The organism is Ruminococcoides sp., assembly GCF_057037865.1.
The window spans coordinates 106,763-124,040 of record NZ_DBLZMS010000001.1 but is presented as its reverse complement, the minus strand read 5'-3'; the positions used below and the strand labels follow the sequence as shown (position 1 = coordinate 124,040).

9 protein-coding genes are annotated in these 17,278 nt (G+C 40.9%); 5 read left to right on the top strand and 4 right to left on the bottom strand.

Going from position 1 to position 17,278, the window contains the following annotated elements; all coding sequences use genetic code 11:
• Positions 1–379: 379 nt before the first annotated feature.
• The 4 genes from AC2HW8_RS00560 to AC2HW8_RS00545 form a co-directional block, all read right to left on the bottom strand.
• Positions 380–7,711: an amino acid adenylation domain-containing protein gene (locus AC2HW8_RS00560; protein WP_484327001.1), complete on the bottom strand. Its 7,332-nt coding sequence runs from the start codon at positions 7,709–7,711 to the stop codon at positions 380–382.
• An 18-nt stretch (positions 7,712–7,729) separates the two neighbouring features.
• Positions 7,730–9,490, bottom strand: a complete 1,761-nt coding sequence (locus AC2HW8_RS00555; RefSeq protein ID WP_484327000.1) for an MATE family efflux transporter — start codon at positions 9,488–9,490, stop codon at positions 7,730–7,732.
• Between the two features lie 9 nt (positions 9,491–9,499).
• Entirely contained in the window at positions 9,500–9,808 is a 309-nt protein-coding gene (locus AC2HW8_RS00550; RefSeq protein WP_021883700.1) for an STAS domain-containing protein, read from the bottom strand.
• A gap of 167 nt (positions 9,809–9,975) precedes the next feature.
• Positions 9,976–10,374 (bottom strand): ATP-binding protein, encoded by a 399-nt coding sequence (locus tag AC2HW8_RS00545; RefSeq protein ID WP_484327071.1) that lies wholly within the window; start codon positions 10,372–10,374, stop codon positions 9,976–9,978.
• Between the two features lie 506 nt (positions 10,375–10,880).
• Here AC2HW8_RS00545 and AC2HW8_RS00540 point away from each other — a divergent pair.
• The 5 genes from AC2HW8_RS00540 (at position 10,881) to AC2HW8_RS00520 (ending at position 17,179) form a co-directional block, all read left to right on the top strand.
• Positions 10,881–11,624 carry an AzlC family ABC transporter permease gene (locus tag AC2HW8_RS00540; protein ID WP_021883698.1) on the top strand — a complete coding sequence of 248 codons (744 nt, stop codon included), beginning with the start codon at positions 10,881–10,883 and terminating at the stop codon, positions 11,622–11,624.
• The gene (locus tag AC2HW8_RS00535) at positions 11,614–11,919 is read left to right on the top strand and encodes an AzlD domain-containing protein (protein ID WP_015523509.1); all 306 of its coding nucleotides are present in this window, start codon (positions 11,614–11,616) and stop codon (positions 11,917–11,919) included. Before AC2HW8_RS00540 ends, AC2HW8_RS00535 begins: the two co-directional genes overlap by 11 nt.
• A gap of 68 nt (positions 11,920–11,987) precedes the next feature.
• Positions 11,988–13,154 (top strand): exonuclease SbcCD subunit D, encoded by a 1,167-nt coding sequence (locus tag AC2HW8_RS00530; RefSeq protein ID WP_021883697.1) that lies wholly within the window; start codon positions 11,988–11,990, stop codon positions 13,152–13,154.
• A complete protein-coding gene (locus AC2HW8_RS00525) occupies positions 13,141–16,290 on the top strand; it encodes an AAA family ATPase (protein WP_484326999.1) in 3,150 nt (1,049 codons plus the stop codon). The genes AC2HW8_RS00530 and AC2HW8_RS00525 overlap by 14 nt, the downstream gene beginning before the upstream one ends.
• Before the next feature lie 106 nt (positions 16,291–16,396).
• Positions 16,397–17,179, top strand: a complete 783-nt coding sequence (locus AC2HW8_RS00520; protein WP_101070243.1) for a ZIP family metal transporter — start codon at positions 16,397–16,399, stop codon at positions 17,177–17,179.
• The last annotated feature ends 99 nt before the right edge of the window (positions 17,180–17,278 follow it).

Here is a 17,278-nt window from a genome sequence, read left to right as displayed (position 1 = left end):
TAATAAATTATAATATTTCTGCACCTTATTGTCAATATATGGCATTGCCGTTGCTGAAATTTATTATATTATTTTCAGGATATTGTATGCAGTGTTCCTTTCACTCCCCAAAACCGCTCTTTTACTCCAAGGTATATTGATTTTCGACTTTGAATATTTAAAATGTAGACAGAGATTATTATTAAATCTTGTTTATTAATTTGACAGTAAGTGCATAATTTGACAAGCATTTAACTTTACCGTCCTTGTTCTGTTTTTTGGCAGAGCAGGGGCGGTGCTTTTTATGCTTGCCGTTATTATAAAATATAAAAACAGCGGACAGTCCATTGATTCGGAATGTCCGCTGTTTTGCCTTTTATTATGACTTGATTTTGTATTATTAATCGAAGAAGCCAAGACCTCTTAATGCGTTGATGAATCGTTTCATATAGTCAAGCGAGGTAACGGGCCACACAAATCCCATTCTGTAAAGAACCTGCATTGTGTATGTGTTGCTCTTGCCGACTGTAAATGTCTTTTGACCGTGAGCCATGTTCTGATATGCAATCATACTTGAAAGAATCTTTGCTTTTTCGGGATCCTGCTCGGCTCTGTCAAGTGCAATCATATATTCCTCATACTCTGCACCCTGTGAATGAAGTCCGATTTTGTTCATCTCGGTGTAGAGGTCACCCATAATGAGAGTATGGTTGTTGAACGGGTGGAACACGGTGCAATCCTTCGGAGCTTGTGCAAGCAGAAGAATTGCCTTTGCCACAAAATCAATCGGAGAAAGCTCAAACGGCATTTCCATTGCTTCGTACGGATATTTGCCGATAAGGAGTGTAGATTTGAGTCTGCCCATAAATGTGTTGGTGGTGAAATTAATCTGATATTCACCGTCGCTGTTTCTTGCGGCAAGTGTGCCTACACGCATAATCTTTGCGTTAAAGCCCTTTGAAACCTCTTCAAGAATTGCCCTTTCCGCAAGGAATTTTGACAGGGTGTACTTTGAACCCTCATGCTGACCAAAGTAAAGTTGATTTTCTTTGAGCTTGTCAACAGAACCTTGTTCTCCCACAAACATACCGCCAACGCTCATTGTTGACACATGAACAAGCCTTGCATTAGCCTTTTTGCAGAAGTCAAGCACATTGAGAGTACCGTAAAGGTTTACATCTTCAATGTCTGTACCCTTTGAGAAGTGCTTAACATTTGCGGCACAGTTGATGACCGTGTTAATGTCCTTGTCAATAAATTTATCGAATGATTCACGGTTTGTAACATCACCGCTGATAACGGTAACTCTGTCGGGATATCTTTCTTTCAGACTTTCTTCAAAGTAGTAATAGTAGATTGAGTTCATTCTGTTTTCGGCAGGATTATTGTTTTTGTCACGAATCATGCAGTAAACCTTGCCGTTATACTTGTGAAGAAGTTCGTAGAGAATGTGTACTCCGAGGAAGCCGGCAGAGCCTGTCAGAAGAACATTGCCGAGTTTTTGAAGCTCACCGTTTTTGAATGTGTCAATATTATTCTTTTCAAGAACTTTATTGATATTTGTATAATCGTAGTCCGAAAGATTTTCAAGGTCGTTTTCGGCTGAATCATCCTTGCTCACAAATTTTGCAAGAGTCTGCGGAGTAGGATTTGCAAAAATGTCGCTGTATGCAACCTCAATGTTTTTCTTTGATGCGGAGATTACAATTCTTGTTGCTGTAAGCGATGTTCCGCCGAGGTCAAAGAAGTTATCGTCCGCAAAAACATTGTCAAGTTCAAGAATTTCTGCAAAGATGTTGCAGAATGTTTTTTCAATTTCATTCTTCGGCAACCGACCTCTTTCGGATTTGTTGCTCTTAGGTTCGGGAAGAACCTTTGTGTTGACCTTGCCGTTTGGTGTGAGAGGCATTTTGTCAAGCTGAACATATGCGCTCGGAACCATATAATCCGTGAGAGATTTTGCAAGCTCAGACTTAATTTCATTTGGCTCAATCTGTCTGTCGGCTGTATAGTAAACACAGATTGCGTCAGCCTTGCCGACCTTTCTGATGAGAGCAATTCCGCTCTTGATTCCGTTAACTGCGGTCAGACACTTTTCAATTTCACCGAGTTCAATTCTCAAACCCCTCAGCTTAACCTGATTGTCGGTTCTGCCGAGAATAATAACATCGCCGTCCGTTGTCCATTTTGCATAGTCGCCCGAGCGGTAGGTGCGTTCACCGTTAAATTCGATGAATGCCTTTGCAGTCTGTTCGGGAAGTTTGTTGTAGCCGAGTGCAACACCGCATCCCTGAATGAGAAGCTCACCCACAACTCCGATTGGAAGGAGATTGTTGTCTGAGTCAACGATATATTCCGTGTAGTTGCGTAACGGCCTGCCGATTGAAATTTCGTCTGCATTCGTAAGATTTTTTGCGTTTGAAGAAACCGTGATTTCAGTCGGACCGTAGGTGTTGATTATTATTGCGTTCGTCTTTTCACGCAGTATCCTTAATAGCTTGTCGGGATACTTTTCACCGCCCGAGAGAATAACCTTGCAGTTTGCCATTGCTTCCGCAAATTCGTCAAGCTCCATATATTGCAAAAGTCTTGACGGTGTAGAGTTGAACGCATCAACATTGTTTTCTTTAAAGAATTCTGCAAGTAACATCGGGTTTACCGTCTGTTCATTACTTGCAAAAACGAGGGTAAGACCGTTGCAGAGCGACAGCATGGTTTCCTTTAGCGACATATCAAAGCTGATTGTAGTTACAGAGCCGTATGCGTGACAGTTGTCAACAACCTCTTTAACCTGAATGTTTGAGTCGCTGTATGCAAGGTAGTTTGCAATGCCGATGTGGCGCAGCATAACGCCCTTTGGCTTGCCTGTTGAACCTGAGGTGTAGATAAGGTACGCAAGGTCGTCAGGCTGTACATCAACATTCGGATTTTCTTCATTATTGCCCGAAAGAAGTTTTGAAACATCAACCGTGCGGTCATATACGCCAAGCAGTTCGCCCTCGGTAATTACAAAGTCTGCGTCACTGTCCTCAATAATACTGTCGATTCGCTCCTTCGGATAGTCGGGACATGACGGAATAAACGCACCGCCGGCCTTGAGAATGCCGAGAAGTGATATGAAGAATTTTGAGGTTCTTTCAAGCAGAATAAGAACCTTTCCGTCCTTTTCAAGACCTTTTTCAATGAGTGAGTTTGCCGTGATATTTGCAAGACGGTCAAGCTCTTTATAGGTCAGTTTGCCGTCACAAGCCAAAAGTGCAATTCTGTCGGGAGTTTTTGCAACCTGTTCTTCAAACATTTTGTGAAGAAGTTTTGTCTTAATGGGAGCAATTTCTGTTGACTTAAAGCTTTCAAGCTGAGCAATTGCGGCGTTGTCAAGGAGTGAAACCTTTCTGATTTTGCCGTTTGGATTTTCGATAATATGTTCAACAGCGCAGAGAACGGATTTTGCAAGCGTTCTCATAAGTTCACCGCTGTAAAGTGCGTCATTGTACTGAACCACAACGCTCGGCTTGCCCTTGTAATCCTCAATGTGAATGGCTGTTTTGAACTTTGCGGTATTCATTTCAAGGTAATCACGGACAACAGCTTTGCCGTCAATTTCAAGGTTATCAACAACACCAAGCTGATATTCGTACATAATGTTCGGTGCATAGCCGTATTTTGCACAAAGCTGTGCATAGGGATAAATTTCGTTTTCAATTGAATCCGTGAAAACAGCCTTGCTTTTTTCAACAAATTCAAGTGAGGTGATGTCCTCAATTTCAATGCCGAGTGCAAGAGTTTTTACAAACATACCAAAGCAGTTTGTAAGCCGCATATCGCTTCTGCCATTGCTGATTGTGCTGATGTAAACATTTCTACTGTTCACAAATCTTGAAACAGCGTAGAATGTGCCGGCAAGGAAAAGGTGGGCTGGAGTGATTCCGTGCTGTGAACAGAAGTTTTCAACCCTTGCCATATCAACGGGGACTGCCTGAGATGCAAGAGCACCGTCCTCTGCATGACCTCTGAGGTCAGCCGTGATTTCGCTTGCAGATTCAAAATTTTTCATCATATTGTCGAAGAACTTTTCAGCATTTCTAAATTCATCACTGCTTTCAGCCTTAATTTCATTCTCTGCATAATCAAAGTAGGTGTAGCTTTCAGGCTCAATGTTACCTCCCTCGTACAGCGTTTTAAGCTGTTCAAAGAAAAGTGCAACGGACGCACCGTCAAAGATAAGGTGGTGGAAATCCGAAAGTAGATATACCGCCTTTTCGGTTTCTGCAACCGAGATTCTGAACAGCGGTGCTTTCATAAGATTGTGCGGTTTTACAAAATCCTTTTTGTAGGCTTCAAGCTGTTCTTCCGTAAGCTTTTCAACGGGAACATTCGGTTTTGCAGAGTCAACATATGCCTGCTCAATATCATCGTTTTCAAGTGAAAGGTGAGTCATAATATATGGGTGAGCCTTGATTACCTTTACAACGCAGTCGGCAAGCTTTTGTGCATCGACTGATTTTGAAAATGTGAGAATTGACGGAATATTGTAAAGTGTGCTGTACGGATTTTTCATACAGTCAATATACACGCCGAGCTGAGTTTTTGAAAGGGGATAGAGAGCCTTGTGTTCTTTCTTTTCTTCTTTTTTGACAGTTTGCGGATTTGCCGTACCGCTGAACATAAACTCCTGAAGTTCGTCCTCAATCGAAAGAACCGAACAGCCCTTCATCATCTTTTTAACCTGTGCCTCAAAGCCGAATGCCTTGTTGAGTTCAACTGCAAGCTTGATAACCGAAAGCGAGGTCATACCTGCGTTGATGAGATTTTCGGAAATATCAAAATCGCTGTGTCCGATAATCTTTTCGATAATTGCGGAAATTTTCTTTTCAAGGAATGTTAGTTCCCTCGGAGCGGAATTTTTCTTTTTTGAAGATTCTGCCTTGATTTCGGGAAGCTTGCGCTTGTCAACCTTGCCGTTTACATTGAGCGGAATTTTGTCAATCTGCATCGTAGCGGCGGGTACCATATACGGCGGCTTGTGTTCAAGAATAAATTCGTTGAGCTTTTGAATGTCAATTTTTCTGTCGGCAACAATGTATGCGTTAATGCATTGTCCGCCGCCCTCAAGCTTTCTTGCGATTACAGCTGTGTTTGTAATGCCGTCATATTTGCGGATAATCTTGTCAACCTCGGAAAGCTCAATGCGGAATCCTCTGATTTTAACCTGACCGTCATTTCGTCCGATAAAGTCAACCTTGCCCTCATCTGTAAGGCGAACAATGTCGCCTGTGTGATAAAGCCTTTCGTAACCCTTTTCATTGCAATACGGGTTCTTTTCGTATGCCTTTGCAGTCTGTTCGGGACGGTTAAGATAACCTCTTGAAACCTGCTGACCTGATACACAGAGCTCGCCCAAAGCCCCTGTCGGAAGCCGTCTGCCGTATTTGTCTGTTACATAAAGCTTGATATTGTCAAGCGCCTTGCCGACAGGAATTCTGTGATAGAGTTTGTCAACGGGTTGTGATGTGATGTAAACCGTACATTCTGTCGGACCGTAACCGTTTATGAGTTCAAAATTCTTTGGCGGTTCAAGGGGAACAAGCCGTTCACCGCCCGTAAGAAGATATTTGAGCGAGTGGTTGTCAATTTCGGTTGCAAACTGTCTTGCAACCTGTGTTGTCATAAATGCGTGGGTGATTCCGTTATCTTCAAAATATCTGTTCAGCCTTACAAGGTCAAGTCTGATGTCCTCCTCAATAATGTGAAGCTCGGCACCGCCGATAAGCGCAGGATACATTTCACTGAGGCAGGCGTCAAAACCGTAGCTTGCATATGCCGAAACAACGCTGTGTTCGTCAATGTCAGAGTTTCTGATATGAAAATCGCAGAATGAACGAACATTTTTGTGTTCAAGCATAGCACCCTTTGGAGTGCCTGTTGAACCCGATGTATAGATAAGTATAAACAAATCATCGGGTGAGGGTTTTGCAAAAACTGCGTCTGATTTCGGAAGATTCGGAATATCCTTTGTAAGAAGAATATCACCGCTGTAATCGGGCAAAAGCTCAAGCAGATTTTCGTCCGCAATAAGAAGCGTTGCATTTGCGTCCTTAATCATAAACTGAAGTCTTTCGGGCGGATATGACGGATCAAGCGGTTGATATGCCGCACCCGATTTCAGCACACCGATTGACGCAATCGGCATATATTCGCATCTCGGAATCAGAATTGAAACAACCTCTTCTTTACCGATACCCTTTGAGTGAACATAACCTGCAATTCGGTTTGTAATCTCATCAATTTCAGCGTAGGTGAACTTCTTTTCTTTATATACAACCGCTGTTTTGTCGGGAGTTTTTTTGCATTGCTCCTCAAACAAATCAACAACGGTTTTGCTGTCGTCAAACGGAAATTCCGTTTTGTTGAAGTTATCAAGCTCTGCAAGCTGATTTTCGTTTACAAGCTCAACTTCGCAGAGCTTGGATTTTTTAAGAAACTGCTCAACAATCTTTAAAAAGCTGTCGGCAAACGAACGAATAGTTTCCTCTTTGAATAAATCGTTTCTGTATTCAAAACGCAATTCAAAATCTGTTTCTGATTCAAATACCATAACATTCAATTTTGAAATGGCACTTTTTAACGGAACAAGTTTTAATTTTAGAGCCTGACCGCCTATTTTAAAGGTGTTGAATATGTCAGCCTGATAAGCCAGCATAATGTCGGCAGAGAGGTCATAGTCAGACGCAAGTTTCATAAACGGAAACCAATCGTTTGCAACTGTTTCCTTTATGCTCATGCGTATTTTTTTGAGGTAGTCCGAAACTGTATCTTCTTCGTCAATATTTGCGTGGATAGGAAGTGTGCGAACCATCATGCCGACTGTGTTTTTAAGTCGCTTGTTAAATCTTCCGTGAGTAACCGTGCAAACTGTTGTTTCGCTCTGATTTGTAAACTTTGCAACTGCGTATTCATATGCACCGAGGAAAACAGTGTACGGCGTAATTTGGTTTGCTAAGGCAAAATTGCGAACATCCTCAACGGAGAATTTGCCGTTCGTGGATAATTCAAAAGAACCGTTCGGTTTATCCTCAACCTCTGAATTCTCTGCAAAATCTTCCGTTATTTCCGACTTTGACTCAACAGCCGAAAAAATGCTGTCATAGTAGTTCTTTGATTTTTGATATTCTTCGGTTTCTTCAAGCTTTTCCTCAAAAACAGAAAGATCAAGCTGAGAAAACTTTTCGGGTTCAAGCTCTTTTCCGTCATATGCAAGCGCAATGTCATTGCAGATAACCGAAACAGATGTGCCGTCAGAGATTATATGGTGAAAGTCCATTGCAAACATAGATTTGTCACCGCATTCAAAAATTGCAAATCTGAACAGAACATCTTTTTCAAGTTCAAACGGTTTAACAAAATCTTTGCCCGCCTGTTCAAGATTGTCAACCTGTACAACAGGAATGTCAAAATCAACGCTGTCACGAAGCTTCATCATCGGACTTCCTGTTGAACTGTCAATAAAAATTTTCATAACAGGGTGATTGTCAACAGCTTTTCTTACGGCATTTATCAGCCTGTCGGTATCAAGACTTCCACTGTCAAAAACATAGGTGCAGGGAATGTTGTACATTGTGCCTTTTGGATTGTGCATACACGAAAGATAAACACCCATCTGGCTCGGCGTAAGCGGATAAAGCTCTCGCTTTTCACCTTTGTATGTATCAAGCAAGTTGATTAAATTACTCATAATATTCAACTCCGTTTGTTAAAGTTTAATTATTGTGCGGTTGAAACCAAGCACCCTTGAATATTCAACCTTATCCGAAATTGCATTTACAACCGTGAGAGGACTCATCTCAAATTCCTTATCATCATTGAGCGGATCAAATTCATCACCGTTGTCACGAACGGAAATTATTGTTTCGTTTTTATCGGCAAAAATTCTGATATCGATGTCTGCAAATTTCTTTTTGCCATTCATTCTTTCGGCACAGCTTGCAGCCATTTCTTCAACGGCAACTGCAATCCTGTTTGCACGGCTTTCTTCAATTCCGTTTTTTGAAAGAAAAGAGGAGAGGTAGAGCGAAACGCCTGCCGCATTTTCTTTTGTTCCTTTGAACGAAAGAGCAAGAAGCTCGTTGTCCTCGGTTTCTTCAAGAAGGTAAAAGTTTTTATACTTTCCGCCCGATTTTCTCTTTTCGGCAAGGTCAATAAAATACACAACTACAAGTGTTCCCACCTGTGCAACCACGAGTGAATACCATACGCCCGTGATGCCGAAAAATTTGCCGAGAATTAAAGCTGACGGAATGAGTATGACGATTCCGTTGATGATTGAAATTGCAGTAGAAATAGCTCTTTTCTGCGTTGCCATATAGTAGTAAAGCAACAAAAACGAGAATGAAAGTCCGGGGAATGACAATGCGTTGATTCTCATTGCCGGAACTGTGTTTGCAATGTCTGTGGGTGAAGTAATTCCGAAAAATTTAATTATCGGTTCAGGCTCGATACAGATGAAAAACATAATTACAACGCTTGAAACAGCAAGCACCCTTGCGGCTCTGCGGAATGCATAGCGCACACCGTCATAGTCCTTTTCACCAAGACAAACCCCGATAATCGGAATCATTGTCTGACTTGCACCTGTGATAAACATTGACATAAAAATTTGGCTTGACGAGCATACCGAATATGAAACCATACCCGCACTTCCGCCTATGCTCTGAATAATTGTGTTTAAAAACAGCATTTTAACTGTTATCAGCATTGTACCCAATGCTCCCGAAAGTCCGATTGTAACCATTTTTCCGAGAAACTTAAAGAACTGAACGGGATTTCTGAGAATTGAAAAGTCAAAGTGCAATGTGCTTTTCTTCATGATGAAGTGTGTTGACATCATCACAAACCCTACCGCATAGCCTGTTACGGTCGCAATTGACGAGCCTGCAATGCCCATTTTGAAAGCACCCATAAACAGGAAGTCAAGTCCGAGATTTACAGCATTTGCCACAATTACAATGTTTGATGCAAACGCAGGTCTTGCGTCTGCTCTTACAAAGTGAATTGAACACATGAGCAAAAGGTAAATCGGTGTGCCGATTATGAACGGAACATAGTATTGATACAACAGCGATTTAAGCTCTGCGTCCTTTGTAAGCAACGAGCTTATCGAGTTGGCAAGCGGCAGCTGAATTGCAATAAAAATTACGCTGAGTGCGATAAGTACGATAAATGTTGAAGTGAAAACACGGTTAGCCTGCTTTTCGTCACGCCTGCCCTTTGCAAATGAAATTATCGAGGACGCACCGAGTCCGAAAAGAATAGTAATCGAAAAATAAAGCTGCGAAATAGGGGACATAAGGTTGATTGCCGCAAGTGAGTTTTGTCCCAGAAGATTGCCTGCAATAATTGAGTCCACAATCATCGCAATGTTTGTTGCCATAGCCGTCAGAACTGTAGGAAGAAAATATTCCGTGTATTTTTTGTTGACGGTAACGGCATTTCTGCCAAGTACGGTACTGCTCATTTTAACTCCTTATCCCTGCTCAATGTCAAGGTAGTCAGCCATCCCTGTCATTGAGAACAGCTCCATAATTGTGTTGCTTACATTGACAATTTTAAGATTTCCGCCCTTGCTTTTTAGGTTTTTATAAAGTGCAAGAATAACCCTTAGTCCCGAGCTTGAAATGTACTCAAGTTCTTTAAGGTTGAGAGTTACGGTTTCAACCTCGTCAAAATCAATGCTCTTTGCCTCGTCATCAAGCTGCGGTGCTGTCATTGTGTCAAGACGGCCCTTGAGTGTGATAATAACATTCTGATTGCTTATAGCCTTATTGATTTCCATAGTTAGTTCCTCCAATAAATTTTATTCTTAATTTCAATCGTTCAACATTTCCATTATAGTGTCAATACCGTGACAAAATACTGACAATCGGATTATTATAACCTGATTTTGAAAACATTGTATTATTCGGTTTTGAATTTTGAGTGATGAATAATTGATTCTTTAAATTAGAAATTCTTTGTAATTGTAAAAATGTTTTTGCCGTTAGATCTGTCATAGGAAAGAGCGTCGGAAAGTTTCTTTGTCATAAAAATTCCCAGACCGCCGATGCTTCGTTCCTCAAGCGGAGCGTGAATGTTCGGCTCTGCAATTTCAAGCGGATTAAATTTTTTCCCGCTGTCAATGAATTTTACAACAATGCTGTCTGAAAGTTTGCTAACTTCAATTTCAGCCTTGCCGACATTTTCACCGTAAGCATAGTTGCAGATGTTTACAAACACTTCCTCGCAAATCAGTTCAAGTTCAAAAACAAGCTTACCGTGTGCATTTTCACCAAGCATTTTTGTCACAAATTCTATAACATTCGGCAGATTTTCCTTAACGGCATCAACGCAAACGGTTGGCATAATTCTCACTCACTTTCAAAACACCTGTTTCAACATAATGTACAGTTTTATACAGGTACTTAAATATGAAAATTATACAACATTTTGAAGAAGAAATCTATAGAATTTGAAAAAATATTGCTAAATTGTGAAAATATTTTAATTAATTGCGTTTGCACCGCATTTTTGAAAAAACAAAACCGCACAAAACAAAAATCAGTTTTGCACGGTTTTGTAGTTTTTATTTACTTTTTTCAATTTCCCTATTAATTTCGTCAAGTGATAATCCATATTATAAAACCTGAAAAAGCAAAAATCAATAATAGCCTAAAATTAGTTTCTAAATTTGGCATTACTCACAAAGAAAAGAGGTAAGTTTTGTTGCACTTTACCTTTTTGAAAAGCGGCTGTAAATTTGTGTAATATATTATTTACTTTTGCCGAGTTAAATATTATAATAAAAAGTATGCTTGCAAAATATATCTGCAATATTTTGTAAAAAATGAATTTAAAGTATGGAGTTAAAAATGGGTGGGAAAAATTTAATAAAATCTAACCGAAAGGTTATTCTTGAGGGAATGCGTGACGGTATTCCGATTGGACTCGGCTACCTTGCCGTTTCGTTTTCACTCGGCATTGCCGCAAAAACTGCGGGACTTAATGCGTTTCAAAGCTTTCTTGCAAGCCTTTTGTGTAACGCATCGGCAGGTGAATATTCGGGCTTTACCGTAATTGCGGCTGATTCGTCATATTTTGTAATTGCGCTTGCAACCCTTGTTGCCAACGCAAGATATCTTCTTATGAGCTGTGCGTTAAGTCAGCGTATTTCAAAGGACACCTCGATTATCCACAGGCTGTTGCTCGGATTTTTTGTTACAGACGAATTTTTCGGAATTTCAATTTCACGGTCGGGCAAGCTGAATCCTTTTTATACCTACGGTGCAATTCTCATAGGCTGCCCGTGTTGGGCATTCGGCAGTATGCTCGGAACAATTGCAGGCAATCTGTTGCCTCTTCGTATTGTCAGCGCACTAAGCGTTGCACTTTTCGGAATGTTCCTTGCAATCATCGTTCCGCCGTCAAGAAAGAACAAAACACTTCTCGGAATTGTACTTGTCAGCTTTGCGGCAAGTTTTGCATTTGCATATCTTCCCGTCATCAATCAGATTGACGAGGGTACACGCACAATTATTCTTACAATCGTAATTTCGGCAGCGGCGGCATTGCTGTTCCCTGTCAAAGAAGAGGAGGAGAACGAAAATGTCGCATAATCCCTATATATACATACTTATTATGGCGGCTGTAACATTCGCAATCCGTGTTCTTCCGCTTACACTTGTTAAAAAGCAGTTTACAAACACATTTGTGCGTTCGTTTCTCTACTATGTGCCGTATGTAACGCTTTCGGTAATGACATTTCCGGCAATAATCAACGCAACTCACAGTCCGATTGCAGGCATAGCAGCCTTTGCGGCAGGACTTGTAGCGGCATGGTTCAACGCAGGTCTTTTCAAGGTTTCATGCGTATGCTGTGCGGTTGTGTTCATTCTCGAATTTTTTGTGTGACATTTTTGACGCATAGCCTGTTGTTTAATTAGTTTGGGAAGTTTTGATTAACTGAAAGGATTTTTAAAATGAAGTTTTTGCATATTTCGGATTTGCATATTGGAAAATATGTGAACGGCTACAGAATGCTTGATGATCAACGCTATATGCTTGAGCGGATTGTTGAGATTATAAAAGAGAAAAATCCCGACGCTTTGCTGATTGCAGGAGATATTTATGACAAGTCTTTGCCGTCTGCCGAGGCAGTTGAATTGTTCGACAGCTTTATGACTGAAATTGCAGGGCTTCACGGCAAAACAGGGTTGAAAACCTTTGTAATCAGCGGCAATCACGATTCGCCCGAAAGAATCGGTTATTTCAACAAGCTGATTGAACTCAACGGAATTTTTACCGACGGTGTGTTTGAAGGTGTTGCAAGAAAAAATACTGTTGAATGTGACGGAGAAAAGGTTAATATTTTCTCGTTGCCGTTTATCCGTCCGTCATTTGTGCGCAAGGTATATCCCGAAGAATCGGCTAAAATTACCGACTATACAACTGCTGTCAGGGTTGTGCTTGAACATTCCGATATCAATGCCGATGAAACCAATATTTTGATTGCTCACCAGTTTGTAACGGGCAGTGAAACCTCGGGTTCGGAGTCAAGCCTCGGTACGCTTGATAATGTTGAGCCGTATGTTTTTGAACCGTTCGATTATGTTGCACTCGGTCATATTCACGGCAAGCAGATTATGGGCAAAAACAAAAATATTGCTTATTGCGGTTCGCCGATAAAATATTCAAAAACTGAATGTCGCAACAAAAAATGTGTGATTTTCGGCGAGCTTTCAAACGGAAATTTAAATCTTGAAGAAATTCCCGTACATCCGTTGCATGATATGAGAATCATAAAAGGAACTCTGCGTGAACTTGCAGAAAATCCGATATCCGACACATATGACGACAAAACCGATGATTATGTTTTTGCCGAGCTTACGGACGAAAATCCCGTTACCAATGCATTTTCAACGCTTGAAAATATTTATCCCAACATTATGGGACTTGAATATGTCAACAGAAAAAAGAGCATTGAAATGACTCCCGAAATGTACGGTAAAACAGATGGCAAGAGCAATATTGAACTATTTTCGGATTTCTATAAAATGCAGAACGGAAAAGAGATTGAACCCGAATCCGTAAAAATTATTGAGAGAATTTTCAAAGAAATCGGAGGTGTAAACGATGAAACCGATTAAACTGAAAATGAGCGCTTTCGGACCGTATGCCGATGTTGAAACGGTCGATTTTTCGGCATTTGACGGCAAAGGGCTTTTCCTCATAACAGGCACAACGGGCGCAGGAAAGACAACAATTTTCGATGCAATCTGCTTTGCACTTTTCGGTGAAACAAGCGGTTCTTCACGAAACGGCGAAATGCTCCGCAGTAACTTTGCAAAACCACTCACACGCACCTATGTTGAGCTTGACTTTGAACACAGGGGAAAGAAGTACCGCATCATCAGAACCACCTCGAATGAGGTCGCAAAAAAGCGTGGAACAGGCAGTAAAATTGAGGGTGCGTCAGCAGAGCTTACGGGTGATGACATTACAACTCCGCTCACAAAAACGGGCGAGGTCAATAATAAAATCAGCGAAATTATCGGCTTGAAATGTGATGAGTACCGCCAGATTGCAATGCTTGCACAGGGCGAATTCAAAAAGTTCATTGAGTCGGGAAGTGAAAAGCGAAGCGAGATTTTTCGCAAAATTTTTCACACGGACATCTACAAAGAATTTCAGGATAAATTGAAAACAGAGTCAGCCGAAAAGCTTGAAGAAAAGAAAAAAGTCTGCGAACTTATCAAGTCAAAAACCGTTGCCGTTGAAATTCCCGATGATGACAGCTTTGCCGAAATCAGCGAAAAAATCAGCCTTTATACCGACAGAACAGACCTTACGGTAATTGATATTGAGCAATTTCTTTTGCACCTATCGGTACTTTCCGAGATGCAGAAAAAGGACAATGCAGAAATTGAAAAAAAGCGAAAAGAGCTTGAAAAGACAATTCTTGAGGAAGAAAAGAAAAAGGCTCTTGCAGTTGAAATTAATAATAAATTCGATACTCTTGATACCGAAAAGCTCCGCCTCGAACAGCTTTTGCAGAGCAAACCGCATTACGATGAAATGCTCAAAAAAGCTGAGAATGACGAAAAAATACTGCACTCCGTAAAGCCAAAATATGACAGCTTTGCCGAGTCACGGACAAGATATGATTCGGCACTCAAAAACTGTAAAAATGCGGAAATAAACAGAAAATCCGCCGAAGAAAATTTGAAATTAAAACAGAATGTTTTTGCCGAGAAAAAGTCGCTTGAGGGCAAAATCGCAACGCTAAACGAGGAATCGGGAAAACTCCGTGCAAAGGAAGATACTTACAGAAAATATTTTAACCTTACGGCAAATTTGAGTGTATATGAATCGGTTTTGCAAAATTCCGAAAAAGAAATTTCAAACAACAGAAAATCTTATTCGGATACGGAGAATCTAAAGACAAAAGCGGAAAAATTTATCTCAGAAAACAGCGACACGGAGCAGAAAATCTTTGACGCCAAGAGCAAAATAACCGCATTGAAAGACAAATCAGGCAAGGCTGAAAGGCTTTCTGCGGAATATCAAAATCTCGCAAAAATCAATGCAAAGTTGACTAATGTAAAAGCAGAATGTGCAGACCTCGCAAAGTCGGCAACGGCACTCAACAACGAGTACAACGAACAGCACAACATTTATATAATGAATATGGCAGGCGTGCTTGCCGACACACTCGAAGATGAAAAACCGTGTCCCGTCTGCGGTTCATTGCATCATCCTAATCCGGCAAAACACAGCGAAAATGCCCCCGACAAGGATACGCTTGATGCTTTGAAGGCAAGGTGTGAAGTTGCTGAAAGCGCCGTTCATAAAAAGTCAAATGAGGTCACAAGGCTTGAAACGGAATCAGAATCCGCAAAAACAAATGTCACGGAATTTGCGAATGCACTTGAGGTTGATGCCGAAACACTTTCAGCCGAAATGATTTCACAGCTTTTGTCGGAACAAAACAAGCAATTAAAAGCACTTGAAAACGAAGCTTCTGACCTTGAAAAAGTCAGAGAACAGCGTGAGGTCTGCAAGGCTGAAATCTCAAGGTTTGATGAAAAGCTTAAAAAGCTTGACCTTGTTCATACCGAATTAATCCGCAAAAATGCTGACGCAAAAAGCAAATATAATTCCGCAAAAGAAGAAACTGAGAGTCTTAAAGCGGAGATAAAATACTCATCGGTTGAAGAACTGTTGAATGCTGCAAAGGCTTGTGCCGACAAGGCAGAGCAGATTAAGTCGGAAATCGACCTTGCACAAAGCGAGCTTTCAAATGCAAAGTCAGATTTTGACGGCAAGGTTTCTGCTGAAAACGAAACTGCAAAACAGCTGAAAAGTTTTGAATCTGAACTTGAAAACAAAAAATCGGAGCTTGATATTGTTCTTTCAGAGAATAATATCTTGGAATGTCCCGATTTTAATTTGTTGACCGAAGATTCCATAAAAGAATTAAAACGAGAGGCAGAAACCTTTACCGATTCTCTGAAAAAATCTCGGGCAACGGTTGAAGCCTGTGAAAAATCAGTTGAAGGAAAGCAAAGGGAAGATGTCCTTAAAATCAATGAACTGATTGATAGCTATACTTCTGAAAAGGAAAAATGGGACAATCTTTATACCGCAGGCGACAGAAGTCTTCACAATAATCTAAACATTTACAACAGCGTTGAAAAGCTGAAAAATGACTTTGAAGAAAAGCTCAGAATAGCAGATGTTTACGAAAATCTCAAGAAAACCGCCAACGGTGAAATTGTTTCCGATAACAGCAAAATCACCTTTGAACGCTACATTATGGGTTCGTATTTTGAACAGGTTTTGTACTATGCTAATCTGCGTTTTTCAAAAATGACGGGCGGTCGCTATGAAATTATCCGTGGCGAAAGCCGTGACAAGCGAATCAGCGCAGGACTTGAAATCAGCGTTCGTGATAATTTTAACAACAAGGAAAGGGATATTTCATCTCTTTCGGGCGGAGAATCTTTTCAGGCGTCACTTGCGCTTGCACTCGGACTTTCCGACATTATTCAGCAGAGAAACGGCGGAATCAGACTTGATTCAATCTTTATTGACGAGGGATTCGGTTCACTTGACAATGACAGCCTTGCATCTGCAATTGAAACGCTGAATGACCTTACAGGCAACGGCAACCGCCTTGTGGGTATCATTTCCCACATAAGCGAGCTGAAAAACAGCATAGGCAACAAAATCGAGGTTGTCGGCACAAAGTCGGGCAGTTCAATAAAAATTATTACAGATTAACATATCATATTATGCAGCGGAGCAGAGATTTTCTGTTCCGCTATTGTATTTTAAAATTTGTTGTGCTACAATGTAGTTAGCAAAGACTAACTACAAGGAGGTCAATATGCTTTTAAACGGACTGATTATAATTTTAATACCGTTTCTCGGAACATCGCTCGGCTCAGCCGTTGTACTTTTTTCAAAAGGAGAGCTCAATCAAAAGCTGCAAAAATTTCTGCTCGGATTTGCATCGGGAGTTATGATTGCGGCATCAATATGGTCGTTGTTGATTCCCTCAATTGAAATGGCAGAAAGTCAGAACATAGTTGCGTGGATTCCTGCGACAGTCGGATTTTTGCTCGGAATTGGATTTTTGCTTTTGCTCGACAGCGTTATACCGCATATGCACCTTGACAGCGACAATCCCGAGGGCGTTCGTTCAAGCCTTTCAAAGAACACTATGCTCGTTCTTGCCGTTACCTTGCACAATATCCCGGAGGGAATGGCAGTAGGTGTAACATTTGTCGGAGCAATTTCGGATAATACGGGAATAACCGTTGCAGGCGCATTGGCTCTTGCGGTAGGTATTGCAATACAGAATTTTCCCGAGGGGGCAATAATTTCACTTCCGCTCCATGCAGGCGGAGCGTCACGCAAAAAGTCATGCTTTCTCGGAATTATGTCGGGAGTTGTAGAGCCTATCGGTGCTGTACTTACGGTGATTTTTGCAGGAATAGCAGTTCCGCTGTTGCCGTATCTTCTCTCATTTGCCGCAGGAGCAATGATATATGTTGTAACCGAAGAGCTTATTCCGGAATCACAAAACGGTAAACATTCCAACATCGGAACAATCGGTGTTGCAATAGGATTTACGCTGATGATGGTTCTTGATGTTGCTCTCGGATAAATTTTTTATAAAATCGGAAAATTTCACTTTGCAAATTCTTGACAAATTTGTCATATATTATATAATTAATGGTAAAGTTGTTGTGTAAAACAACTTGAA